The sequence below is a fragment of the Paenibacillus sp. FSL R10-2734 genome (assembly GCF_037963865.1).
Classification (GTDB): Bacteria; Bacillota; Bacilli; order Paenibacillales; family Paenibacillaceae; genus Paenibacillus_AQ.
Map to the genome: position 1 here is coordinate 4,247,641 of NZ_CP150170.1, position 23,324 is coordinate 4,270,964.

The 23,324-nt window shown below is 40.9% G+C and carries 21 protein-coding genes; 6 read left to right on the plus strand and 15 right to left on the minus strand.

What is annotated here, in order from left to right:
* Positions 1-71 precede the first annotated feature (71 nt).
* Together NSS67_RS18505 and NSS67_RS18510 are read left to right on the plus strand one after the other, a co-directional pair.
* A complete protein-coding gene (locus NSS67_RS18505) occupies positions 72-1,085 on the plus strand; it encodes a CapA family protein (RefSeq protein ID WP_339315057.1) in 1,014 nt (337 codons plus the stop codon).
* Positions 1,086-1,277: 192 nt separating this feature from the next.
* Positions 1,278-1,622: a nitrous oxide-stimulated promoter family protein gene (locus NSS67_RS18510; protein WP_339315058.1), complete on the plus strand. Its 345-nt coding sequence runs from the start codon at positions 1,278-1,280 to the stop codon at positions 1,620-1,622.
* Between the two features lie 68 nt (positions 1,623-1,690).
* Here NSS67_RS18510 and dhaK read toward each other — a convergent pair whose 3' ends face one another.
* Together dhaK and NSS67_RS18520 are read right to left on the minus strand one after the other, a co-directional pair.
* Positions 1,691-3,451 carry a dihydroxyacetone kinase subunit DhaK gene (gene dhaK, locus NSS67_RS18515; protein ID WP_339315059.1) on the minus strand — a complete coding sequence of 587 codons (1,761 nt, stop codon included), beginning with the start codon at positions 3,449-3,451 and terminating at the stop codon, positions 1,691-1,693.
* Position 3,452: 1 nt separating this feature from the next.
* Positions 3,453-4,589 carry a glycerol dehydrogenase gene (locus NSS67_RS18520; protein ID WP_339315060.1) on the minus strand — a complete coding sequence of 379 codons (1,137 nt, stop codon included), beginning with the start codon at positions 4,587-4,589 and terminating at the stop codon, positions 3,453-3,455.
* Between the two features lie 201 nt (positions 4,590-4,790).
* Here NSS67_RS18520 and NSS67_RS18525 point away from each other — a divergent pair, with 201 nt between their 5' ends.
* Positions 4,791-5,825 (plus strand): PocR ligand-binding domain-containing protein, encoded by a 1,035-nt coding sequence (locus NSS67_RS18525; protein ID WP_339315061.1) that lies wholly within the window; start codon positions 4,791-4,793, stop codon positions 5,823-5,825.
* Positions 5,826-5,873: 48 nt separating this feature from the next.
* Here the strand turns inward: NSS67_RS18525 and NSS67_RS18530 are convergent, their stop codons facing one another.
* The 8 genes from NSS67_RS18530 to NSS67_RS18565 form a co-directional block, all read right to left on the minus strand.
* Positions 5,874-6,800, minus strand: a complete 927-nt coding sequence (locus tag NSS67_RS18530) for a VanZ family protein (protein ID WP_339315062.1) — start codon at positions 6,798-6,800, stop codon at positions 5,874-5,876.
* A gap of 176 nt (positions 6,801-6,976) precedes the next feature.
* On the minus strand, positions 6,977-10,141 hold the full coding sequence (locus NSS67_RS18535) for an ATP-binding cassette domain-containing protein (RefSeq protein ID WP_339315063.1): 3,165 nt from the start codon (positions 10,139-10,141) through the stop codon (positions 6,977-6,979).
* Between the two features lie 103 nt (positions 10,142-10,244).
* Positions 10,245-10,661 (minus strand): SRPBCC domain-containing protein, encoded by a 417-nt coding sequence (locus NSS67_RS18540; RefSeq protein ID WP_339315064.1) that lies wholly within the window; start codon positions 10,659-10,661, stop codon positions 10,245-10,247.
* Entirely contained in the window at positions 10,661-10,984 is a 324-nt protein-coding gene (locus NSS67_RS18545; protein WP_339315065.1) for a metalloregulator ArsR/SmtB family transcription factor, read from the minus strand. The genes NSS67_RS18540 and NSS67_RS18545 overlap by 1 nt, the downstream gene beginning before the upstream one ends.
* Positions 10,985-11,203: 219 nt before the next feature.
* Positions 11,204-14,218, minus strand: coding sequence for a DUF11 domain-containing protein (locus NSS67_RS18550; RefSeq protein WP_339315066.1), 3,015 nt, complete (start codon positions 14,216-14,218; stop codon positions 11,204-11,206).
* A gap of 429 nt (positions 14,219-14,647) precedes the next feature.
* The gene (locus tag NSS67_RS18555; protein ID WP_339315067.1) at positions 14,648-15,556 is read right to left on the minus strand and encodes a hypothetical protein; all 909 of its coding nucleotides are present in this window, start codon (positions 15,554-15,556) and stop codon (positions 14,648-14,650) included.
* Positions 15,553-16,110: an RNA polymerase sigma factor gene (locus tag NSS67_RS18560; RefSeq protein WP_339315068.1), complete on the minus strand. Its 558-nt coding sequence runs from the start codon at positions 16,108-16,110 to the stop codon at positions 15,553-15,555. Before NSS67_RS18560 ends, NSS67_RS18555 begins: the two co-directional genes overlap by 4 nt.
* Positions 16,111-16,437: 327 nt before the next feature.
* Positions 16,438-17,301: an alpha/beta hydrolase gene (locus tag NSS67_RS18565; protein ID WP_339315069.1), complete on the minus strand. Its 864-nt coding sequence runs from the start codon at positions 17,299-17,301 to the stop codon at positions 16,438-16,440.
* Positions 17,302-17,436: 135 nt separating this feature from the next.
* On the opposite strand from NSS67_RS18565, the gene NSS67_RS18570 reads away from it, so the two are divergent.
* Positions 17,437-18,156 carry a MerR family DNA-binding transcriptional regulator gene (locus NSS67_RS18570; protein WP_339315070.1) on the plus strand — a complete coding sequence of 240 codons (720 nt, stop codon included), beginning with the start codon at positions 17,437-17,439 and terminating at the stop codon, positions 18,154-18,156.
* Positions 18,157-18,294: 138 nt separating this feature from the next.
* Here the strand turns inward: NSS67_RS18570 and NSS67_RS18575 are convergent, their stop codons facing one another.
* The 5 genes from NSS67_RS18575 to NSS67_RS18595 form a co-directional block, all read right to left on the minus strand.
* Complete coding sequence (locus tag NSS67_RS18575; protein WP_076286966.1) at positions 18,295-18,648, minus strand: VOC family protein; 354 nt, start codon at positions 18,646-18,648, stop codon at positions 18,295-18,297.
* A 76-nt stretch (positions 18,649-18,724) separates the two neighbouring features.
* On the minus strand, positions 18,725-19,525 hold the full coding sequence (locus NSS67_RS18580; RefSeq protein WP_339315071.1) for a phosphotransferase: 801 nt from the start codon (positions 19,523-19,525) through the stop codon (positions 18,725-18,727).
* A 243-nt stretch (positions 19,526-19,768) separates the two neighbouring features.
* On the minus strand, positions 19,769-20,719 hold the full coding sequence (locus NSS67_RS18585; protein WP_339315072.1) for an LLM class flavin-dependent oxidoreductase: 951 nt from the start codon (positions 20,717-20,719) through the stop codon (positions 19,769-19,771).
* Positions 20,700-21,062 carry a hypothetical protein gene (locus tag NSS67_RS18590; protein ID WP_339315073.1) on the minus strand — a complete coding sequence of 121 codons (363 nt, stop codon included), beginning with the start codon at positions 21,060-21,062 and terminating at the stop codon, positions 20,700-20,702. The genes NSS67_RS18585 and NSS67_RS18590 overlap by 20 nt, the downstream gene beginning before the upstream one ends.
* A 56-nt stretch (positions 21,063-21,118) precedes the next feature.
* On the minus strand, positions 21,119-21,568 hold the full coding sequence (locus NSS67_RS18595) for an SACOL1771 family peroxiredoxin (protein WP_339315074.1): 450 nt from the start codon (positions 21,566-21,568) through the stop codon (positions 21,119-21,121).
* A gap of 151 nt (positions 21,569-21,719) precedes the next feature.
* Between NSS67_RS18595 and NSS67_RS18600 the strand changes: the two genes are divergently transcribed.
* Both NSS67_RS18600 and NSS67_RS18605 read left to right on the plus strand, forming a co-directional pair.
* Entirely contained in the window at positions 21,720-22,202 is a 483-nt protein-coding gene (locus tag NSS67_RS18600; RefSeq protein ID WP_339315075.1) for a nucleoside deaminase, read from the plus strand.
* Positions 22,203-22,343: 141 nt separating this feature from the next.
* Entirely contained in the window at positions 22,344-23,318 is a 975-nt protein-coding gene (locus NSS67_RS18605; RefSeq protein WP_339315076.1) for a glycoside hydrolase family 43 protein, read from the plus strand.
* Positions 23,319-23,324: the final 6 nt, after the last annotated feature.

Consider the following 23,324-nt stretch of genomic DNA (forward strand, 5'->3'; position numbering starts at 1 on the left):
ATTTTGTCAAAAAAATAACCCATACCACCTTTCTCCCATATTGTAATGAAAACGATAAAAGGTGGATCACGATGACGGAAATTCAAATAGCTGCTGTGGGAGATCTCATGGTCAAACGTTACATTATTTCAGATGCTAAGCAGTCGGGCGGAACCTATTCGTTCACCCCTCTGTTCGCAAAAGTGGCTCCTTATCTGAGACAGGCGGATTTAACGATCGGTAATCTCGAAACCACTTTTGCCGGAAACGGGCAAGAATGCCGAAAAAGTCCACGATCTGGCGGTCCGATATTCAAGTGCCCAGATGAACTGGCCCCCGCGCTTAAGGAAGCTGGATTCGATGTCTTAGTAACGGCGAACAATCACTGCATGGATTATGGTGCCTCGGGTCTGATTCGAACGTTACGAGTACTGGATCGTAATGAAATCGACCATACCGGTACATCTAAGTCAGTACAAGAATCCAAGAATGTTCTTATCAAAAATGTCAAAGGCATTACGATTGGAATTCTCTCCTACACTTCAGGAACCAATAGAATCCCTGTACCGGTAAATCAGCCATGGCTAGTCAATCGGGTTGATACCAATAAAATCATTAGAGAAATTCGAAATTTAAAAAAGAAAGTCGATCTGGTGCTGCTTTATATGCATTTTGGAAATGAATATCGGTACACTCCAAATAAGAGGCAAAAGCGATTGGTAAACCTCTTTTTTAAAAATGGTGCAAATATCATTCTTGGATCTCACCCACATGTGCTTCAACCTATAGCGGTTCGAGGAATGAAGCGATTTGTCAGTTACTCGCTCGGTAATTTTGTTTCGACTAAACTTAAGAATATTCCATATACGCAGAGCGGAATCATCCTTACACTCAAAATCAAAAAAGACAATAGTGGAAATACGAGTATAACTAACGTCGATTACATCCCTACTTGCGTCAATCGAAGGATGACAAACGGTGGCAAGAATATTTCAGAGGTGGTCCCCATCCATGATGCCTTGAGAAGCACAGGATTAACAACGGAGCGGCGCAATCTTTTAAATCGTATGTTAAAGCATACGTCAGATATCATAAAAAGGAAATAAAGACTTAATAACATAGGATTAACATTTTCACAAAACGATATTTAGATTCTACTCCATTTTTCGACAAGTTTCTTTACTAATTTTCATAGCAAATGCCATAGAAATGTAAAAGAAGTACCTGCTCCCTTCAAAAATCTGATGCTATAGTTATTATAGAATGCACTTTTATAATATCGAAAGGATCTTATGAATATGGCAGCACAAGTAAAAAGGCAGTTGAATGATGGTCCGAAAATTCGAAAAGAAAAAGAAATTGTTGGGAAAATGATTCGCATATATTGTATGAAAAAACATCGTCAAAAAGTGCTGTGCGAGGAATGTCAGGAGTTAAATGAATATGCTAGTACAAGACTATCCCTCTGCCAGTTCGGTGAAGCAAAGACAGCATGCGCAAAGTGTCCTATCCATTGCTACAAAAGGGATTACCGTCAAAAAATTAAGGAGGTTATGCGTTTCTCAGGCCCATGGATGCTACTATATCATCCAGTTGAGTCCATTCGGCATATCCCTTTACCAGGTAAGTTAAGAAAAAAATAAAAAGAGCAGCAGTCTATGACTGCTGCTCTTTTAGATGGGGTGTACAGTTGTTAAATGGGTACTCGTACTTATCTCATCGCTTTAGCTAGCTCTGTGAATATAACGCCAAGCGCGTAAGCTCCCGCATCCGGATAACCAATGCTGCGTTCGCCTACCGTACCTGCTCTTCCCATACGGGCAACGATTTCGGAAGTCTTCTGAGCACCGAGTACTGCTGCTTCTGCCGCTTTGGTAGCTGCCAGCTTGATATCGTCGCCTTGTCCAGCGCTTTGTGTCCAAGCATCCGCAAAGGGTACAAGCGCATCAATTAATGTCTTGTCTCCAACGACAGCACCTCTTCCGAAAGATCTTTCACCGGTGTCTTGAATCCCTTTGACAACGGCTTGCATCATATCGGCAAACTCCTGAATGGACAACTCCTGCTTCTGCTGTGCGGACTTGCTTGCGGCACGGAAGCCAGATCCCCAGATCGGTCCAGATGCTCCACCACAATGCTCCATGATGATCAATGAACATGCATCAAGGAAGTCACCGATATTGCTGAGATGATGAGCTAGAATGTCTTCCCACTCTACTTTTAGCTGCTTGAAGCCTTTGGCTACACTCATCCCAAAATCTCCATCTCCGGCATGGGAATCTAGCTCGCAGAACGGCACTTCGTTCTCGATAATGATCTCACTCATTTGATCGATCAAATAAACGATATTTTGTAAGGAAAACTGGTTATTCTTAATTACAGCTGCTTCAGCATTCGTATTATTCTTGAAGGATACCGTGCTGTCTGCTTTCTCTTCCTTGATGATCTCAGTATAGTTCACCGGCTCAAACGAACCTTTAACCGACAATGCCGGTGTATCACACGGAGCAGACAACCATTTCTTCAGCGTCTCATCCAGCTTCATAATCGACACCGATGCGCCTGCCATATCAATGCTGGTCATATAGTTGCCGACAAATACTTTAAACACTCGCTTATTTTTGGCTGTTAATTCACGTATCACAGAATTATTCAACAAATAAAGCTCCTGCAGTGGTGTTCCACCAAATCCGTTGATCAGAACGGCAACTTCTTGCTGCGTATCATCATTCATCTGCAAATTGCTCAGTAAGGACGTAACCATCCGCTGCGCTAGTTCATCCGCAGACACTGATTTTTCCCTGCGTATTCCAGGCTCACCGTGAATTCCGACACCGTATTCCATCTCATCCTCTTCGATATGAAACGTCGGGGTCCCTTTGGCAGGAACGGTGCAAGAAGTAAAGGCGAAGCCGATGGTGCGAACATGGTCAATCGCATGCTGCGCCGCTTCTTTCACTTCTGTTAAGGATAGTCCTGCTTCTGCCGCAGCCCCGGCTACTTTATGAACGAGAACTGTTCCAGCAACCCCTCTCTTCCCTACCGTATAGAGACTGTCTTCGACGGCAATGTCATCGTCTACCTTAACATATTCCACTTGGATGCCATCTTCACTTGCGAGATGTGCTGCATTTTTAAAGTTCATGATGTCGCCGCTGTAGTTCTTAATAATTAGCAACGTGCCCTTTTGGCTCGCAGAACTACGGATCGCTTGATAGACCTGAATCTGGGATGGAGAAGCAAACACATCACCGCATACGGCTGCATCCAGCATACCATTACCTACGAACCCGGCATGGGCCGGTTCATGTCCACTTCCGCCACCGCTAATAAGCGTAACTTTATCGGTGTTGATCTCTTTTTTAGAAATCACTTTAAATTTATCATTAAAATCCAGCTCAGGATGCGCCAAGACTAGTCCATTGCACATTTCCCGGACTAGTGTTTCCGGTTTATTCATAATTTTCTTCATTTTAAAGCTCCTTGCTTAGTTTGTATTGACGTCCTAATTGGTCGGCAGCCATAATCGCAGATGCTACCGCATCAACCGTAATTGGAAACGGCATCGAATGAATGGATTCCTCAGCAATACATGCTTTTTTGGCAACCTCAAGTAGTTCCTCATAAGTTACTTGCTCTACTCCAATATCCGCTAAGCACACTGGAAGGCCAATCGACAGGCAGAAGTCTAACACTTCTTTTAATTCGGAACGGTCTGCATTTTCAAGCACTAATTGAGCAATTGTACTGAAAGCTACCTTCTCACCATGATAATAATGATGTGTTCCTTCCAAAGCCGTTAAGCCATTATGAATCGCATGAATTGCTGCCAAGCCTCCACTTTCGAAGCCCAGTCCTGATAACAAAATATTCGTTTCAATGATATTTTCTAAGGCTGTCGTTACGATATTCAAATCGCAAGCCTGCTTCGCCTTGAATCCATTCTCAAGCAAAGTTTCATAGCACAGTTTGGCAAGTCCTAGCGATGTTACCGTCCCTTTAGCTTCCCCACAAACCCCTTCACGCACTCCGCAAGGTAAGCCTGCATTCACGTTGGAATAAGAATTTGCTGTAGCTCTTGCTTCAAAATAAGTCGAGAGTGCATCTCCCATCCCTGCAACAAGAAATCTTGTAGGCGCTTTGGCAATCACTGTTGTATCGATCATGACTACACTCGGACTTTGCTTGAAATAAGCATAATCATCGAATTCGCCCTCTGGGGTATAGAGGACTGCGGAGTGGCTTGTTGGTGCATCAGTGGCTGCTATAGTTGGAACGATAATCAGTGCTTCCCCTTCTGCTACGCATTTTGCCGTATCAATCGCCTTACCTCCACCCAAACCAATCGTACATGCACATTGATGCTCCTTGGCTAGAGCCTGCAATCTTGCGACCTCTTGTCTTGAGCATTCCCCATGAAAGCCGCTTTCAACTAGGGTTATATTAAATTTCTGTTTAGTTGCCTCTAATTTATCTTTCACACGTGTTACATCATCTGGATGTGCAATGAGCAGTGCGGAATCACCGAATGTTTTTACAAAATAACCTAAATTCAATAGTTCATTCTCACCTTGCACATATTTCGTCGGACTGATAAACGCTCTTCTCATTTTCATTCCTCCTAGGTTGTATATAGTTATATTATAGATTGCTCTATTTCGGTATGCATGAAACAATAAGGTCTAAATAAAGCGTTTTCTTATCGTGTTTTTTTGTCTTCTTTTAAAGAAATTGTATTATCTTGTCCTTTAGTGCAAAAATTCGCTATAATATTCAATATGTTTCTATAACTTTTCTAGGAGAATATCGTGATGCCCAAATCTCGCTTTAATTTAGAAGAAATTATTGATTTGAAGAAATGGGAGAAGTTGCAGGACTCCTTATCGCTTGTTACTAAAATGGCCATTCTTACCGTTGACTATAAAGGCGTTCCCGTGACCAAACACAGCTTCTGTCAGCCCTTCTGCCAAGGCGTACGCCAGGATTCTAACCTCTCTCAATACTGTCAAAAGTGTGATGCACGCGCCGGTATCGAAGCCGTTCGTTTGAACAAGCCGTATATTTATTTATGCCATTTCAACATCATCGATATCGCCATTCCAATTATTATTGACAATCAATATCTAGGTGCAATTATGGCCGGACAGCTTAAGCTTCGTGAACCTGACGTGTCACATCTGGAGCAGATTGTATCCAGGCCACCTAATGTAGACGCGAACATGAAGTTTAAGACGCTCCAAGAGGATTATGAAGCACTCCCTGTCTTATCCTATGATGAAGTAACGAAATGCGTGGACTTACTGCTACAGCTAAGCACCTATATCGTGGAAGAAGCCATTCATAAGCGTACGACAGTCGATTTGTACAAAAGAGTGCTGACCTCAGATATTGACGCAGCTGTATCAACTGAAACTTTCGACGAAACAGACCGTGCGTATCGCAAAATCCAATCCATTCAGCAAGAACTGTCAGGGGCGCTCATCGAGACCAAATTGAAGAATGGGGCTCAAAGATTCGTCTCTACAAATTCAGTGCTTCAGCCTGCTTTTGATTACATCTATGCGCACAAGAATGAGAATTTCACCCTAAAAGAAATGGCCAAGCTTTGTCATATCAGCTCCAGTTATTTCAGCCGCATATTCACAAAAGAAACAGGCGAGAATTTCTCCCTCTTCGTTGCCAGGCTCAAGATTGAATGGGCCAAACAGCTGCTGGAGTCCACAGACGCACCTATTCATCAAGTGAGCGATGATTTAGGATTCTGTGATACGGGCTATTTTATTAAAACATTCAAAAGGTTCGAGAACCTCACACCCGCTGTATACCGGAATATGTATATGAGTTGATCAGCAAAAGAAACCCTCCGTTAATACAATTAACGAAGGGTTAACTCCTCATTCCCACCAGTGCTTCATTTCACTAAATCCTACATCCCATAGCTTCACATTACCTTTAAGGATAATGGTTATTTCGGCTACGGTAACTAACGCCGTATTTACAAGCTCAGCTTTTGGACTATATTGTCCAGTCGATTGAAGTATTACATTACCATCAGCTACAATAATGAGTTCACTATTAGAGTCATCAGGATCAGGGAAAGCAAAGTTGAAATATAACAACATCTCTTTTTTATCACTGAAAGTGTAGGTGTATGCATTAATTTCTTCAACTTCGCTGCTATACAAGTTCATTTTTGGTAATATTTTTTCATCTGCGATAGTGAAACTGGAGAGGTTATGCGTGATGGGCATACTTTCAGTATGTTCTTTCACCTCCTGTAATCCGTAGATAACCCCTTCCCTTTTCTCCAGAGTAAAATCGATGATCTCAGAGATCCCCATGATTCCAATCAATAGAACAACAACAGTAAAAGCCGATTTTATAAGTGATTTCCAAGTGATTTTTGAAATAAATCCTATCTTATACGCGCAATATCCGACGGCAGCTCCTAATGTATTGGATATAATATCACTTACATCAAATGTACCTAAAAAACTTAAAGATTGAAGAGTTTCCAATACGAAAATGCTCATGATAAATATGAGGATAAACTTTTTAAAAGGTGTAGGATACAATAATGGAACTAATATCCCAAATGGGATAAAAGCAACGACATTCCCCAAATTATAAATCCACGAAAAGGATAGGTCAGAAAGGTTTGGGAAAAGCAGCGGTACACTTTCTGGAATCCACATAAACGTATACCCGTAATCACTGTATTCATGCGCTACTCTGTTGAAAGCGAAAAACATAAAATAGAAAATCAAAAGCGTGTAAAGAATAGTTCCTATAATAAGGATTTTTCGTAATTTCACTACCATTCTGTCTTCTCAATTCCCTCCATTTTGTCAATGGATTTAGTATATCTCTCCAAAGTGACTGTTCAGTGACACAGAAAGTGACGATTTAGTCATTCAAAGCTTATCTCGATAAAAAACGCATCGGTCTATGGACTCGATGCGTTTTTACTATATCGTCATTTAGAGAGAATAAAACACTATTGCTCAAGAAATTGATACACAGCCATCATTTCCTGTTTATTCAACTCACGAATACGAATGAAAATTGGAATATCTGCTACAGCCTCAATATTTGAGCTTTTAGTCAGAACATCACTTACTTTGCCAGTTAGCCAGGTTTGCACATCAATGCCTTCGACAATTTCCTTACGTCCTTCATCATTAATGCCACTTGCGTAGCAACTAACACATGGAATCGTTAATTTATAAACGCCATCATGGAGTCCATCTTCTGAAATAACTTTCTTCCCTTTACAGAATGGACATGGATGACTAGCTTTAATCTTATTAATTAAGGTGACCAGCTTTTTGTAACCAAACGCTTCATAGACATAGGTCAATTTTTTGTATTTTCCATTCGTGAAATACTTATCAATGATGTATTCTCTGGTTTCAGTAATATTATCAAAATCACAAATGGTGATTCGATTATTGATGCTGATGGATTCAATGCTGCCGCTAATCTTACCCCAGAATGGCAGAGCATTTTGTAATACCATTTCATAGTGCGCAAAGCTCGCTAGCTCTAGTTCAAGCATTTTTAGAGCAACTTGTGTTTCCCTAGGCAGTAAAGAGACTTCCTCTGTAAGAACCATATTGCCGCCGACAATGGCTTTCATTTTCTCTAGTACCTGTAAATTGCCAACGGTACTAATCACTTGATCAAGTGGTTGTCCAATGAGCTCACGAATATCTGTGTCACCAAACTTTAGCTTTTTACGATGATTAAGTACGGTTCCTTGACAGATTGGACATGTAATCAATATTTTGGACTGTTTGATATGCTCTTTAATGATCGCTTTCGATATCACCATGTAGTTCCCAATGATGTAATTGAAGCCTTCCCAGGTCCTCGATGCCTTGCTTGCTTTATCATAAAATGACTTTTCCCAATACCCGTACCAAAAAGTATGCTTTTCTGCATCCGTCATCTCGTTATAACTCTTACTGATATCTTGACCGAGTTCATTCTTAAGCTCTTCAAAGATGAATTTTATTTTGGGTAATTGATAAAATTTTAGAATCTCCATTGCATCTGGATGCAATAAGCCATCCCAAAACGACATATTTTTATCCTGTAAAACAACATCAAAATCAAATTTTTCAATGACACGACGACCCTTGCAGCATGGACAATGATTGTCTTGATAATAGAAATCGAAGCTACTCGTATCTTTATTGGTTGGATGTGCCGACACAATATGGTTGATCAAGCCACCAATTTCATATAGAAAAGTGTATTGACTATACAAGTGACGTTCTAGATCAATGGCGATGACAGGCGCAATAGTATCCGATTCGTATTCACCATAAATCAAACGTGCCATGGAGGATAAGCTTTTTAAGATGCCACCCTTATAGACGTTTTCTGCATTTTTAAAATAGGCAATCTGATCTTCTTTTAAATAGTTAATGCCATTTTGTTGACGTAATGTTGAAGAAATTTGCAATGGAGCGACATGCTCTTCACTGTTTTGTTGACGATAATACTCTTCATGACTGAGGACATCGAGACACTCCACAGGTTCAAGCTGTCTTTTGCCAAAATCAACGATATAATCAGAGTTTTCTAGTATATATGAGTTATGTTCAATCATCATTATGGAGACGGATTCATCCTGAAGAATAACCCTGATGCTATCAATGAATTGATTTAGAATATTTTGCGATAATCCTTTGGAAGGCTCGTCAAAAATGAAAAGTGTATTGGGGTTTCTCGAACCCGCAAATAGCTCAGAAACTAAATGGACACATTGGAATTCACCTGTTGATAAAGACTGTGTTTTTCTTTCCAATGTCAAATAACCAAGTCCAAGCTTGATCAATAAGCTTAAGCGTTTATGAGCGATGTCTTCATTCGGCAGTTCTTCAATAATATCTTCAATCGAGCGCTGAAAAATATCATCAATCTCTTCACTATATTTTGTGAGCTTTCTTTTGATATCAAGAAAAGTTGCCACGGTGGACCGACTGGTAATCGATTGGTTTCGATCTTGCCCAACAATCACCAGCTTATCTTTGGGATATCGCTTCACAAAATCTTTGGACATACACTCATTGACCAGTGTAGATTTACCACATCCAGATTCACCTGTAAACGTTACAACTCTATTACGGGGAATCTGAATTTCGGCCATTTGAATATTACGACAGCAAAGATCTTGAAAGTGATGGTATTCTGTAGGCGCTGCCTTATTTATTTCTCCATTGATCGGCGCAGGACGAGGCGATTCTTCAACAATTTTCCCGCCGTATTTCCCACTACCTGGTCCAAAGAACAATTGCTCGTCCGTTATATCTAATACCGTATCAGAATGATCAATGAGCCAAATTTGATTTTTAAATCCTAATTGTTTGATTTGTTCTAATATTTTCAAAAGGGTTTGGTGATCCAGACCCACGGAGATTTCATCAATGATAATTACTGTATTTTCACTTGTTGCCATGAATTCTGCCAAGTAAAGTCGTGTTAACTCTCCACCTGACAAGGTGCCCATAATGCGATTTAATGTTAAATAACCAATATTCATATGGATTATGTTTTTTAGAATATTTTGTTTACCCTCACTAATGTTCAGAACTTCCGCTAAAGAAAGGATGGTTTCAATGCTTAAGTCGTTAATATCGGAAATACTCTTCGCTTGATCCAATAGCTCCATTTTATATTGTTCAGCTTCCTGATTATAGCGCTTCCCCTTACACTTTTTACATTCAACATTTTTAGTAGTTCCACGACCTTTACAATCTGGACACCAGCCTAATTCATTATTAAATGAAAAAACCTCTGGAGAAAGGTTATATTGTTCAGCAAGCGTAACACGAATCTCTGTAAACACACCCGTATGTGTGCCAATGGTTGATCGAGGATTGGAAGAAATCGATGATCTCCCTAGAAAAAGTACAAGCGGCATTTCTTCCATCTGGATTGCACTGAAATTGGTTTCCATAATGTTGGGGAATAAATACTGATATTCAGCCTTCGGCAATAGTGAAACGAGACGTTTCTTGGATTCTTCGCCTATGGTTTGACAAAAGGTTGTTTTACCAGATCCGGACAAACCAGCAATACCTAAGGATTGCTCTACTGGTATTACTGCATCTAACTTGTTAATATTGTTTGCGATTAATCGATTTATTTTCATAGTGGTATCATCTCATCTCCATTCTCTTCATGTAGTATTGCCATGATTTATTCCATTAAAAAGGGCACTTTCCGTATTTCAGAAAAGCGCCCTATTCTTGAAATTACAGTTCTGTTAATACTTTTTCGAGCTGACTGCCCATATTCGCCCAAGCATATTTAGCACCCTCAATAGCGCCTTGGCGAGCTTTGGTCTCTTCACTAAATCCAGATTGACCAAGATGTAGATGAACCTTACCATCTGATTCTTGGCTCAAAGTCCAAGTAACCGTAGTGCCTTCACCGGCACTATGCCAAGTATAAGATAATGTGTGTGGCTCGTCTACTACGAGAACCTCGCAATTTACAATACCATCCCACCATTCATTTGGCTCTGCACGAAATTGAAATTTATGCCCTACGACTGGTTTAAAGTCATTGCTCCAGATCCATTTCGCAAGTGTATCTGAATCCGTTAAAGCGTTCCATACCTTCTCGATGGAGCTTGTAAATTGATAATCTAAAGATACATCTGGTTTCATTATTCTTCCTCCAATAATAGTTTTAGTTTATCGATTCTTTCTTTCCAGAAGCCTTCGTAAAAAGATACCCAATCCCGAATTTCTTTCAATGGAGTGGCATTCAAACGATACCTCGTTTCTCTACCAACCTTTCGAGCAACTACAAGATCAGCATCTTTAAGAATAGACAAGTGCTTAGAAACTGCAGTACGACCCATTTCAAAATGAATCGTAATTTCATGTAGGGGTAATTCATCAACATCAGCCAGTATTTGAAGTAATTTTCGCCTTGTTGGATCTGCAACAGCGTCATATACATCCCTCACTTGACTATTATCGTTCAAAACCACCCCCACCTTTTCCGTAATATTACCTGTAGTGTAACTGAATATACTCTGTCTATACCCAAAAGGACACCATTTAGTGTCTAATTGATTATAGGACACCAAACGGTGTCGTGTCAAGATTCCTTAAACTTCCATTATGGTGATCCTCCATTAATTAAGCTTTCGCAAAACACAAATAAGCGGGTACCTCCACCTACATGGAGTACCCGCTTTAAATTATTTGAGTTTCAATCTTAAAACGATTCGAGAACGATTTTTTCGTTTTAGCGCTGCTCTTCTACATTTATCGCATTTATGTGATTTGGTACATTTTTGGCATTTAATGGATCTTCGATGTTTGGGGCTTTCTTTAGAGCTATCGCATTTTTGAATATGAATAACGAACGTCGAGGAATTGTTAGATGGTTCCGGATCAGGGGTCGATGCATGAACAGTAGCTGTATTAGAGATCATACCCTCTGCGAAAGAACTTATCTTTCCTCTAATTAAAACCGCGACTGATGATCCGTTAGCCAGTTTTCCTAATTGGTGAGTTCCGGTCCAAGGTACATAGTTCAAACCACCATTCATTGAGAACTCTACGTTTCTAATCAAGCTTGGAACAATGTCTGTTAAAGTTACATTTTCTGCATTTGAAGGTCCTGCATTAGACACTACTATCGAATAAGTGAGCAACTGACCTGGGCAAGCTTGATCTGGACATCCAAATTTGACAATGGATAAATTCGCAGTTTCACTAACATTGAGAGTGACCGTTGAAGTGTTATTGGCTGGATTCAGATCAGGCGTTGTCGTATTTACGATTGCCGTATTTGTAACCGGTCCACTAGAATAAGAGCTCACCATTCCTCTAATTAAAATCGTAATGGAAGCGCCATTTGCTAATGTTCCTATACTTAAGGAACCGCCCCATGGAGCAAAGGTAGTTCCTTCATTCGTAGAAAATTCTACGTTCGAAAGCACATTTGACACAGCATCGATTAGCGTTACATTTTCAGCGTTTGAAGGGCCGTTGTTAGACACGACAACCGTAAACGTCAGGAGTTGACCGGGTGATACGGGATTTGGACTCGCTGTTTTTACAACTGAAATATCCGCATATACGCTGATTGGAGTGTGGTTTGTTGATGTGTTGTTTGCTGGATCCGGGTCTTGCGTTGACGAACTTACGGTTACTGTATTTGAAATCGCATCCGACGCCGAGTTTATTACCGTTCCTCGAAAAATTATCGTAAGGCCGAAGCTGTTTCCTAAGGTGCCGATCGTATACGAACCCAACCATGGATTAAAGGTTACTCCCCCATCGATAGAAAACTCTACATTTTCGAGCTGACTTGGGACGCTTTCCGTTACTATCACATCCGTGGCATCAGACGGTCCTTCGTTCGATACGACTACGCTATAGGTGAGCAATTGTCCTGGGACAACGGGATCAGAGCTCGACGTTTTGACGATCGAGAGATCTGAAGAAGCACTCACTGGAGTTATAATGATGGATGTGTTATTACCTGGATCTGGGTCTGGTGTTGTCGAGTCTACGGTTACTGTATTTGTAATCGTACCCGACACCGAGTTTATTACCGTTCCTCGAAAGATTAGCATAAGACCAAAGCTGTTTCCTAAGGTGCCGATCGTATACGTGCCCGACCATGGATTAAAGGTTACTCCTCCATCGATAGAAAACTCTACGTTTTCGAGCTGACTTGGGACGCTTTCCGTTACTATCACATCCGTGGCATCAGACGGTCCTTCGTTCGATACGACTACGCTATAGGTGAGCAATTGTCCTGGGAAAACGGGATCAGAGCTCGACGTATTGACGATCGAGAGATCTGAAGAGGCATTCACTGGAGTAACGATGATGGATCTGTCATTACCTGGATCCGGGTCTGGTGTTGTCGAGCTTACGGTTGGGACACTTTCCGTTACTACTATATTGTCCGCAGCGAATAATCCTTCATTGGACACGACTAAATTGTAAGGAAGCACTTGTTCTGGAGAAACTGAATCAGGGATCGTCGTTCTGACGATAGAAAGATCGGTAGCTCCGTTCATTGGGGTAACGATGGTTGAAGTGTTGTCCGTTGGATCCGGTTCTTGTATTATTGAACTTACGTCTGCTCCTCCGTCGATAGAGAATTGGGCATTCATAAGCCCACTTGGCACGACATCGGTTAAGGTGATATTTTCCGTAGCTGAGGTTACAGGAGATGGATAATCAGCATTTTCAACTAAATGGTCCACCGTATTAATAATCGGAGTAACTGCTGTAGAAATATTATTAAATAGGTCAGGATCGGGTATTGTGGAGTTTATAGTTGCCGTAGTGGTAATCGTTCCAACAGATGAAGAAGTTACTATTCCCTGGAGTATAACAGTAACCGTATTCCCATTGACTAACGTCCCTAGGTTATAAGAATCGATCCAAGGGTTAAAGGTGACGCCTCCATCTACAGAGAATTCAACGCTGGCAAGCTCGCTTGGTGCAGTATCCGTTAACACGACATTCTCCGCAACGGACGGTCCTGCATTAGTTGCTATTATTGTATAAGTAAGGAGTTGGCCCGCAATAACTGGACTTGGGCTGCCTATATTAATAATAGAAATATCCGCCGAAGGAATAACAGGTGTATCAATCGTTGACGTGTTGTTGGTTGGGTCTGAATCAGGTGTTGTTGAAGTGACCATAGCAGTATTCGTGATTGTCCCCACGGTCGAAGCGTCTACAGTTCCTATTATGATAACGGTTTGAGAAGCACCATTCGGCAATGACCCTATACTATAGGAATTTTCCCACGGATTAAATGTAGCTCCACCATCTACAGAAAATTCTGTATTTGTTACTTGACTAGGCATGGCATCTATTAACATCACATTCTCTGCTAATGATGGCCCTGCATTTGTCACAACTATCGTATAAGTAAATATCTCACCAGTGACAGCAGGCATAGGATCAGCCGTTATAATTACGGATACATCCGCTTGAGATACATTTTGGTTAACGAGAGAGTCATGGCTAAAGTTTTGATTGGCTATTGTTGTATTATTGTTGATTTGAGTCGTTGTAACAGCTACCGTTAGTTTTCTAGGTCCATTTGACATTGTAAACCCGCTTGGCTGCGTAAAAGTAGTTGGTGGACATGCCGGTTTTGGAATCCCAGGTTCACCAGAGGAAAACTGACCATTATGATTCAAATCATTAAACACAGTTCCAGTAATGGTTGCCGCCATATAGTCTAAGCTCCTTTCTCAACTGAACATTTTCAAATCCACACCTAACACCTAAACAAGCAATCATCTATTAATAGAAACACACAGAGTATTTTTCTCGTATTAGTAATACGCTTATATCTATTAGTGGGTGAGGGCTAATGTACAATCTGGGTAATTATAATTATGTTTTTTGATTAAACCTGAGATAGAGCACCCTGCCTAGATTCCTTCAAGTACAACTGTCTTTCCTTCTCTGAACACTATGTCTACTCTATGATCATCGGGCTTTCTATTAACTCGAAAGTATGAAGAATATTCTATAATAGTATGAGCTAGTAAACCTTATCGAAGTTAATAGAATAAAGACAAAGGCATCGAATCTATGGATTCGATGCCTTTGTCTTTATCTTACTAGATCGATTCGAGCATGATCAAAAGTTTCTAAGTTCAATAAAGCGGCAACACTTCTTGTTTAAGCCCTGAAAAGAGTTCACCGGATTGATCAAAGAAGGTGTCAGGCAAATGATAATAAGCATCTCCCATAGATACGACTTTTAATTCAGGAATGATATACATGGCCATATTAGTTCCGTCCTTAAGGTTGAACTTGAGTTGATACGACTTCCCTTGGGATTGCGCCCCTGCAATAGCCTCGTATTCCTTATTGGTCAAATCTGCTTTTGTTGCGCTGTACAACCCCGTAATGATTGACTCCACAGAAGTATGATCAGTCATTTCTTTTAACACGTCATCCCCCACATGATTAAGAACATGGATATCTTTTGCATGCTCCTTTAGATTCGACAAATCTAGATATTCCTTTGCTGTCATCGTAGAATCATCTACCTTCGCCACGATTTCTGCCAAATAATAATGTTCTTCAACCTTAACAGCGATGCGGAATTGGGATGGGTACGTCGGGATTTCATATAGCTGCCCTCCAACTGCGAACGTCGATGAATAATCCTTTTCTACAACTTTATCTCCGTCGTTCTTCCCAATCTCTTGGTTCATATCAAAATCTAATGTTCCAAGTGATTTTTCAAGCTCCACTCCTGTGAACTTAAACTGAGCGCCATCGCCGACGAATGCATAACGAAATCCATTGTAATTTAAAATTTTACGAATTCCGGTGGGAGCTGAGACTGGCGTTTGCTGCGATATTTGTGGTGAATTAGTCAACGAAGGCATCAGAGGGGATTTATAAATACCCACTCCTAACAACAATGCTGCGCAGGCAGCGATTGTTCCCCACTTCGCAAATGATTTCTTATTCGTCCGTTTTGCTGTGTTGGCGTTTTCCACCAGATTGCCGTCTACATAACCAATAGTCTTAAAGAGATCTTTATTATTCATAGGATATAACCCTCTTTCTTAAGGAATGTTTGGAGTTTTTTTCGTGTTCTGAAAAGAACAGATTTGGTTTTACTTTCACTTATTGAAAATCGTGTTGCGATATCAGCCAAAGAATCAGAGTACCAGTATCGTCTTAAAAAAATATTCCGATGATCTTCGTTAATGTTGTGCAGGAATTTGCTTATGGATTCTGCCATTTGTTCTTCCTCGTATTGGCTCTCAACATTGTCAGAAGAGGATAAACAATCGTTTAATTCATCAAGGATCGTATCAAACTTTTTATTCCGCTTTTTGGCCATGTAATAATCGTATTTATTCAAGGCGATATTTCGCGTGATTCTCCCTAGAAAAGATGACAGCTTTTCAGGAGTTTTCGGCGGTATCGCTTCCCACGCTCCAAGAAAGGTATCGTTCACGCATTCTTCCGAATCTTCAACATTAGACAGAATATTTTGGGCGATCCGGGAACAATAATTTTTGTATTTTTTTGATGTTTCTTCTATTGCTGTTTCATTGCGCGCAAAGTACAGCTGTATGATTTCACTATCTTCCACTCCATCACTTCCGTTCAGTTTGATTAAGGCCTTCACTTATAAAGTAGGAAAAGAAAGGTTTTGGTTGCAAAAAAAATTATTTTTGTATGTAAACAAAGCGAGAAAACATTTTATGTCATCATAAGCTTCGACATTCAATGCCAATAATATGACGTGTGATCTTATCATTTTGATTCCTGAGGTTGTCTTCATTGAGCAATGCGCCTATGAAAAAAAAGCCGGTGTACCCTTTAATGGGAAACACCGGCTAATATATTTCAAATCGAAATAAACTAAACCCTCAAGGTTTTTGTACATGAATTGCCTTCTTTATTGTCCTGTCTTTACTCATAATTGTTTTATAAACCAGGGCTTAATCAATGGTAAAACCACGGCTGGTTGCATAGCTTTTGTATGATCCATTTGAGTTCCCGTTAGGATTTCAACATCCCAGCCTAAATCAATCAGCTTTGCTTTATTCTTTTTTAATATCCCAGCGATATCAACAGTAACATTCCCGAATTTTTCGCCGTATACGATGGTATCATTTTCTCCTGCAAAAGCTAGTTTTGGAAGACTAAGCAAATGGTGAATATTGCGTTCATCAAAAGCAGTGAGACTCTCGTATAAGGCAACAAATTGAGCTGTTACACGGGGATCTATCGATACCTTAATGTTATCCCAGTCTATCTCATCTGGTTTCTCTGTTTCAATAGGACTTTCAGCTGGCTCATTTTGATTACTCAAAGCTTGGGTGTGTGTTTTGTGAGTTACAATCATCATCTCTTGATAGGGACCCTTATAAGGCGGAAAACCTCCCATGACCAAGCTCTCCAGACGATTTGACCTGATAGCCAATTGTAGTCCAACTAACGCTAGCCAGGAATAGCCGTAATAGCTAAAGCTCTTAATATTCATTTCATCAGCAATGAGGAGGAGATCCTTCACAATATGGTCTACGGTTAGGTTCTCCACTGGATGTTGAAAGAGATGACCTTCATAATCAAAATAAAGCACTTGAAACGTATCCGCGAGACCTTCAACAAAATGTTCACCTAATTCAGGGTCTACGCCCCATAGCTTTAGATTCTCAGCCTCCTGATTGTACACGGATTTTTTAGCGATAGGTAACATGATCGTTGGACGATCTGAGCCTCCCGTTAATCCTACTTCTATTGCTGAATGGTTGGTTAATCGTATGATCTTTTTCAAACAATCCTCTCCTTACTGTTTTATAAAAATATCATATAACATTCATGCAATCTTTCGGTTTATCCCATTCTAAGCCTTGATATATCTTGATTAATTAGATTTAATGTTGTTGTAGCACTTGAAGGTTTAACTTGAATGTTTGGAGCGATGGCCATTATGGAAGATATTTATACACCAACAATGATAGCTAAGCAATTAAATGTAAGTACTACTACGTTAAGAAGATACGAAGATCAAAACTTAGTTCCCGAAGTACCAAGAACCGCTAGCAATCGCCGGTGTTACACAGCCATTCATGTCAAAGCTTTTATTACGATTCGGGCACTTTTGCAAGGATATGAGATTCCTGTTGTGTACGATGTGATGAGAAAGATTAAAGCTCGGCAAATGGAGTATGCACTTTGGTCAATCAATCAGGAGCAGCATAATACACAAGCAGAAAAGCTTAGGTTAGAGGAAGTATTACGCATGTTCCGTAATGCAGATTTATCAAAATACAAAGATTTAGAGGTAACAAATGCAATGACTATTGGTGAAGTTGCACAAATGGCAGGCGTTAAGCCTTCAGCCATTCGCCATTGGGAACAAGAAGGACTAATTACTTCGAATAGAAACAAAAACAACGGCTATAGAGTCTATACTTTAACGGAATTAAGAAAGATTATATTGATCAGCAGTTTAAGGAAGACCGTGTATTTTATCGAGAATATGAAACAGCTACTGAATGAAATAGAGACACAAAACTACAAAAAAGTTGAAATGTCCTTCGAGCTTGCATTGCAAAAATTGAACAGTCAATTAATGAAGCAGTTTTTGGGGATCGCCGAGCTTATGAAATATGTGAAATACTATTGAGTAAGCATAGATTTTTGGGGGACATAATCACGCTTCCTTAAAATCATTTATAAGAACGCAAAAAACTCCGTCCCTGAAAGGACGGAGTTGATTCCGATAGTTTAACAATCTAGATTTCTGCACGCCGTGACCGTTTATCTAATGTCCATGAGCAAGGATGTTGATAAGTTTGCCAAATGGGTCGCGGACATAGAATCGCCGAACACCCCAAGGCTCATCAACAGGTCCGTATTCTATCGTATATCCAGCACTCTTCATACGTTCAAACACTGCATCGACATCATCTACTTCAATCGATAGATCAGGAGTAGGCGTATTGGAGCCGCCTTGTGAGGCGAAGCTTATTTGAATGTTCTCCTTCCCGAGTAAGCCGTATGTTTCAATCCAACCATGATCCATCAATAAATCAAGCTCGAGTACGTCCTGGTAAAAGCTTTTTGCTGCCGAAACATTCTGAGTTTTAATATTTGTGACAATTCGTTTTACTCTCATTCTCAGACCTCAATTCTAATGGTATACTTTTTTAATTTTATTCAATTATCCTGTCCGTGAGCGGAATATTCGATTTCTATATCCAACCTTCGAAATGATCTGTTACAAAACGAATCTCACTCTCATAATGAGCCAAGTGACCCTCATCAACCATTTGTTGATAGGCAGGATTCCCATCGGCAGCACCATTTTTCAACGTATCGCACAGTACTATCAAACGTTGAATAATCCACTGTCGCAGATTATTAGGGATAGGAATTTCATAAGATTCAAAAAACAAATGAATTCGCCGACGGCGCTCTACGGCATGTATTTCATATTGGTATGCTACTGTGGTTCCAGCAGAATGGTCAGGTGCGAAACTCGCAAGTGGAACAGATGTGTAAAGGGTGTACGCAATGTCCCACATACGCGGACCTGGGCCTGCCATGTCATAATCAATCAGCGCCACAGGAGCCTTCTTTTGGAAGACAACATTATACAACCCTGCGTCATTATGACAGATCACTTCGTGTTCGGTATCGTCGGCATAGCTAAGCTGCCATTTGTCTTCCGTATTGGGACTAAACACTTTAGTCGCATCATGGAAACGACGCATAAGGCGTGCCAAGCCCACTAGCGTTTCGTCCGACCACATGTACGGTTCAAGTTTTGGATAATTGTTTCCTGGCGCTTCTCCAGAAATAAATGTCAATATTTCACGACCAGAATTATCGATTCCGAGAAATCTTGGTGCTCCCTCATATCCTTGTTTTTCCAAATGTTTAAGTAGTTCATGAACATTCGAACTCCAATAACCTATAGGGCGTCGAACAGTGTTCTCGATACGGACTATGTGATTTACATTGCCGCCTTTTAACACTTCTTCCTGAGTCATTTAGTTTTATTCCTCCTGGGGACTATTCCCCTAATAATAACAAAATGTACAAGTTATTGTTTATAGAGAACAATTAAAACTAAACTTCCCGTTCGAATAAGAATTGGGTCAGAGGTATGAGACTTCATTTAAATGAACCTTCTTTGGCATACTAAAATAAACAAAGGGCTACCTCTCGGCAGCCCTCTCATGTATGAACTATAGTTCACCATTTGCTTAGCAAATAGATCTCTTCCTTAATCATTAGTTAGAATTCAAGCAAGCACGGGCAAGCAGCTCAAATGAACGCAGCCGTTTCTCATAGTCTGGAATCATAGTAACGATAATGAATTCATCAACTCCATACAAGTGAGATAACTGTTCCAGCTTTTTTTTAATGCTTTCGGGTGTGCCTATCAGCAGCTTACGTTCCAAAAGCTTGGATTTCTCTTCGGCTGAGCCTTCTTGTTGGAACAATGTCATACCCGTAGAGGCGAGCTTCTCTGCTTCTTCCTCAGTATCTGCGCAAATGACACCAACAGCTACGATAGCCCGCGGAACAGGTGCAATTGAAGAAGGAATGAAATCTTCTCGGTAAGCTTGCAAAATCTCCTCCCCAGCTACATCGCTCATGAATTGACCAAACACATAGCCTGCGCCAAACTCGGCAGCATATGCCGCACTTTTCTTGTTTGTTCCCAGCATCCACAGCTCTGGCGATTCGGGTGGAGTCGGACGGGCGGTTATCTGACGTCCTTCATATGAATAGTTGCCCTGCAACAATTCGGTGACTCCCTTAAGCAGTTCCGGCATTTTCCAAACATTTTCGAGAAAATTTCCGCTCAGCGCTAAGCTTACTTCAGCAGCACCGCCAGGAGCCCTGCCTAACCCAAGGTCGATGCGTCCCGGATATAAACTTGCCAGCAAATGAAAAGACTCTACCACCTTCAGTGGTTTATAGTGTGGCAGCAATAACGCTCCCGACCCGATGCGGATATGCTGTGTTTTCGCTCCAATATGCGACAAAAATACCTCAGTCGAGGTACACGCTAAGCCCGACATATCATGATGTTCGGCAACCCAATAACGAGTATATCCCAATTTTTCAGCTGTTTGAGCCAGCACTACTGCTTGTCCCAAAGCAAAACCTGCATCCACATTATCAAATACAGGCACGAGATCTAATACGCTGAGTTTAAATGATGTTGTTGTCATGGCTACGTCCTACTCGAGGGTTTCGGTAAAATTCAATCATATCGATAAAACTAACCTTATAATTGCCAGCTACCGCAGCCAGGTCATACATTCGTCCATGGCCGTCATCTTTGGATGCGAATACAATATCATGCCGCAGCTTATCCATAATCACTTTGCCGATGAACTGGCGCTCGTATTCCGCATATTTTTTTTTGAACTCTTCATTAAATTCCCACAGGTCCTGGTATGATCGTTCGAGCATTGCATTTACCAAGGTCAGTTCATTGCCCTCTTTTTGCACCGCTACGTAATAATTCCCACGTTCATCCTTGATCAAATCCTTATACAACTCAACGTTCAAAGTTAACGTCTCCTCTCTGATTATCTAAGGGATAACTACTCCTTTAGAACCTAGCCTTATATACTTGCTGTCAGCACTGTTGGCTCTGTAGTAATTTGTACGTTTCCTGCTACAGCTCTGGAGATCATGCAAGAGCCTTCTGCTTTATGGGCAATACGAATAGCTTTATCGATATCGTCCTGTGACGCTTCTTTAGAAAGTGTGATTACAGGTGAATGTTTGATCGCATCATATGTAAAAATGTTATTCGTTACATCCACCGTCGCCTCTGACGTTAAGGTCAGACTTGAAGTTGTAAGCTCAGATCGCTCCAGCATGGCTGCAAGTGTAATGAGATAGCAGGTTGCTGCTGCACCGAGAAGCATCTCATCTGGATTCGTTCCAACTCCGGGGCCGCCCATTTCTTTCGGAATGGAGATTTGCGTCTTGAGCTGTCCCGCTTCAATCATTCCGTCACTGTTACGACCGCCGTTCCATACGGCATTTAATATAAATGGGTGTTTCATTTCTAGATGTCCTCCCTATCTTAAAATTGCATGGCATATTTTTAATCGAATACTTTACATGCTAACATAGAAGAATGCGGTGAACAAACAGGCTTAGGCCTACTGTTCGTGAGATTTATCTATAAATTAAATTTCAGGAGGCTCTATCATCATGATAAACGATACGGATATCAAACATCTTCAGCGTTGTATTGAACTTGCCCGAATCGCACTCGAGGTTGGGGACGAACCTTTCGGCTCCATCCTGGTCTCAGCAAATGGAGAGGTCTTGGCTGAAGACAGTAACCATGTATGCGGTGGTGACCATACTCAGCACTCGGAATTCGCTTTAGCTCGCTGGGCGGCTCAGAATATGTCACTGGAAGAACGTAAGCAGGCAACTGTGTATACTTCCGGGGAACATTGCCCTATGTGTGCGGCGGCTCACGGTTGGGTTCAATTAGGACGAATTGTTTATGCGAGCTCTTCGCAGCAATTATCACAGTGGTTAAGCGATATGGGCGTTGCAGCATCCCCCGTCCGTACTTTGACCATTCAGGAAGTTATCCATAATGCGGTCGTAGATGGCCCTGTAACGGAGCTTGCAGAACAAGTTCGGGAACTTCATCGACAATTCCACGGACAAAGACAGTAGTAAAAAAAGAACCTTTGATTAAAGGTTCTTTTTTATGTCCTAAACTTTGTGGGGTATAAACTATAGTTGCTATATATACAGAGTCCTAAAGTTCTTATACCATTAACTTTGTAAGCGATTAACTTTATAGGAGGAAATGACTTGACAAAGCCTGTGCAACCCAATGAACCTCTCGTAACTCATATTTATACTGCGGATCCTTCCGCTCATGTTTTTGAAGGCAAAATTTATATTTATCCCTCACATGACCTGGATCACGAAATGATCTCTAATGACAATGGTGACCAATATAATATGGAGGATTACCATGTTCTTTCTATTGATGGAGATGGCTCCCCTTGTGTTGACCACGGTGAAGTGCTTCATGTGAAGGATGTTCCATGGGCTAAGCAGCAAATGTGGGCTCCGGATGCAGCATACAAAAACAATACCTACTATTTGTTTTTCCCAGCCAGAGACCATGACGATATTTTCCGTATCGGGGTCGCCACCTCTTCTTCACCTTCCGGACCATTTACACCTGAACCAAGCTACATTCCCGGCAGTTATAGCATTGATCCCGCTGTTTTCGTTGATGATGATGGTAAATCGTATATATACTTTGGTGGTCTTTGGGGAGGTCAACTTGAAAAATGGCAAACCGGCTCATTTATTGCGGATGCCGAAGGGCCGTCTGAAACGGCACCAGCTCTTGGACCTATCGTAGCGGAATTGAGCGAGGATATGCTGAGCTTTGAAGGTGAACCTAGAGAGATATCCATCATCGATACGAACGGAAATCCGATTCTTGCTGGAGATGAAGAGAGAAGATATTTTGAAGGTCCATGGGTACATAAATACAACGGGTATTATTATCTTTCTTATTCCACTGGTACTACCCACAATATTGTATACGCTATCAGTAAAGATCCGCTTGGACCTTATGAATATCAAGGAAAAATCCTTTCTCCAGTGTTAGGCTGGACAACGCACCATTCTATTGTTCAGTTTAAAGAGAAATGGTATTTATTTTATCATGACAGTTCTTTGTCTGGTGGAGCTGACAACAAGCGTTCTGTAAAATATACAGAGCTGAGATACAACGATGATGGCACCATTCAAACCATCCATCCTTAGTTTTTT

What these genes read in the sequence shown, in the direction of transcription:
- NSS67_RS18505 (WP_339315057.1), top strand. Translation starts at nt 72, where the DNA reads ATGACGGAAATTCAAATAGCTGCTGTGGGAGATCTCATGGTCAAACGT.
- NSS67_RS18510 (WP_339315058.1), top strand. Translation starts at nt 1,278, where the DNA reads ATGGCAGCACAAGTAAAAAGGCAGTTGAATGATGGTCCGAAAATTCGA.
- dhaK (WP_339315059.1), bottom strand. Translation starts at nt 3,451, where the DNA reads ATGAAGAAAATTATGAATAAACCGGAAACACTAGTCCGGGAAATGTGC.
- NSS67_RS18520 (WP_339315060.1), bottom strand. Translation starts at nt 4,589, where the DNA reads ATGAGAAGAGCGTTTATCAGTCCGACGAAATATGTGCAAGGTGAGAAT.
- NSS67_RS18525 (WP_339315061.1), top strand. Translation starts at nt 4,791, where the DNA reads ATGCCCAAATCTCGCTTTAATTTAGAAGAAATTATTGATTTGAAGAAA.
- NSS67_RS18530 (WP_339315062.1), bottom strand. Translation starts at nt 6,800, where the DNA reads ATGGTAGTGAAATTACGAAAAATCCTTATTATAGGAACTATTCTTTAC.
- NSS67_RS18535 (WP_339315063.1), bottom strand. Translation starts at nt 10,141, where the DNA reads ATGAAAATAAATCGATTAATCGCAAACAATATTAACAAGTTAGATGCA.
- NSS67_RS18540 (WP_339315064.1), bottom strand. Translation starts at nt 10,661, where the DNA reads ATGAAACCAGATGTATCTTTAGATTATCAATTTACAAGCTCCATCGAG.
- NSS67_RS18550 (WP_339315066.1), bottom strand. Translation starts at nt 14,218, where the DNA reads ATGGCGGCAACCATTACTGGAACTGTGTTTAATGATTTGAATCATAAT.
- NSS67_RS18555 (WP_339315067.1), bottom strand. Translation starts at nt 15,556, where the DNA reads ATGAATAATAAAGATCTCTTTAAGACTATTGGTTATGTAGACGGCAAT.
- NSS67_RS18570 (WP_339315070.1), top strand. Translation starts at nt 17,437, where the DNA reads ATGTTTGGAGCGATGGCCATTATGGAAGATATTTATACACCAACAATG.
- NSS67_RS18575 (WP_076286966.1), bottom strand. Translation starts at nt 18,648, where the DNA reads ATGAGAGTAAAACGAATTGTCACAAATATTAAAACTCAGAATGTTTCG.
- NSS67_RS18580 (WP_339315071.1), bottom strand. Translation starts at nt 19,525, where the DNA reads ATGACTCAGGAAGAAGTGTTAAAAGGCGGCAATGTAAATCACATAGTC.
- NSS67_RS18585 (WP_339315072.1), bottom strand. Translation starts at nt 20,719, where the DNA reads ATGACAACAACATCATTTAAACTCAGCGTATTAGATCTCGTGCCTGTA.
- NSS67_RS18595 (WP_339315074.1), bottom strand. Translation starts at nt 21,568, where the DNA reads ATGAAACACCCATTTATATTAAATGCCGTATGGAACGGCGGTCGTAAC.
- NSS67_RS18600 (WP_339315075.1), top strand. Translation starts at nt 21,720, where the DNA reads ATGATAAACGATACGGATATCAAACATCTTCAGCGTTGTATTGAACTT.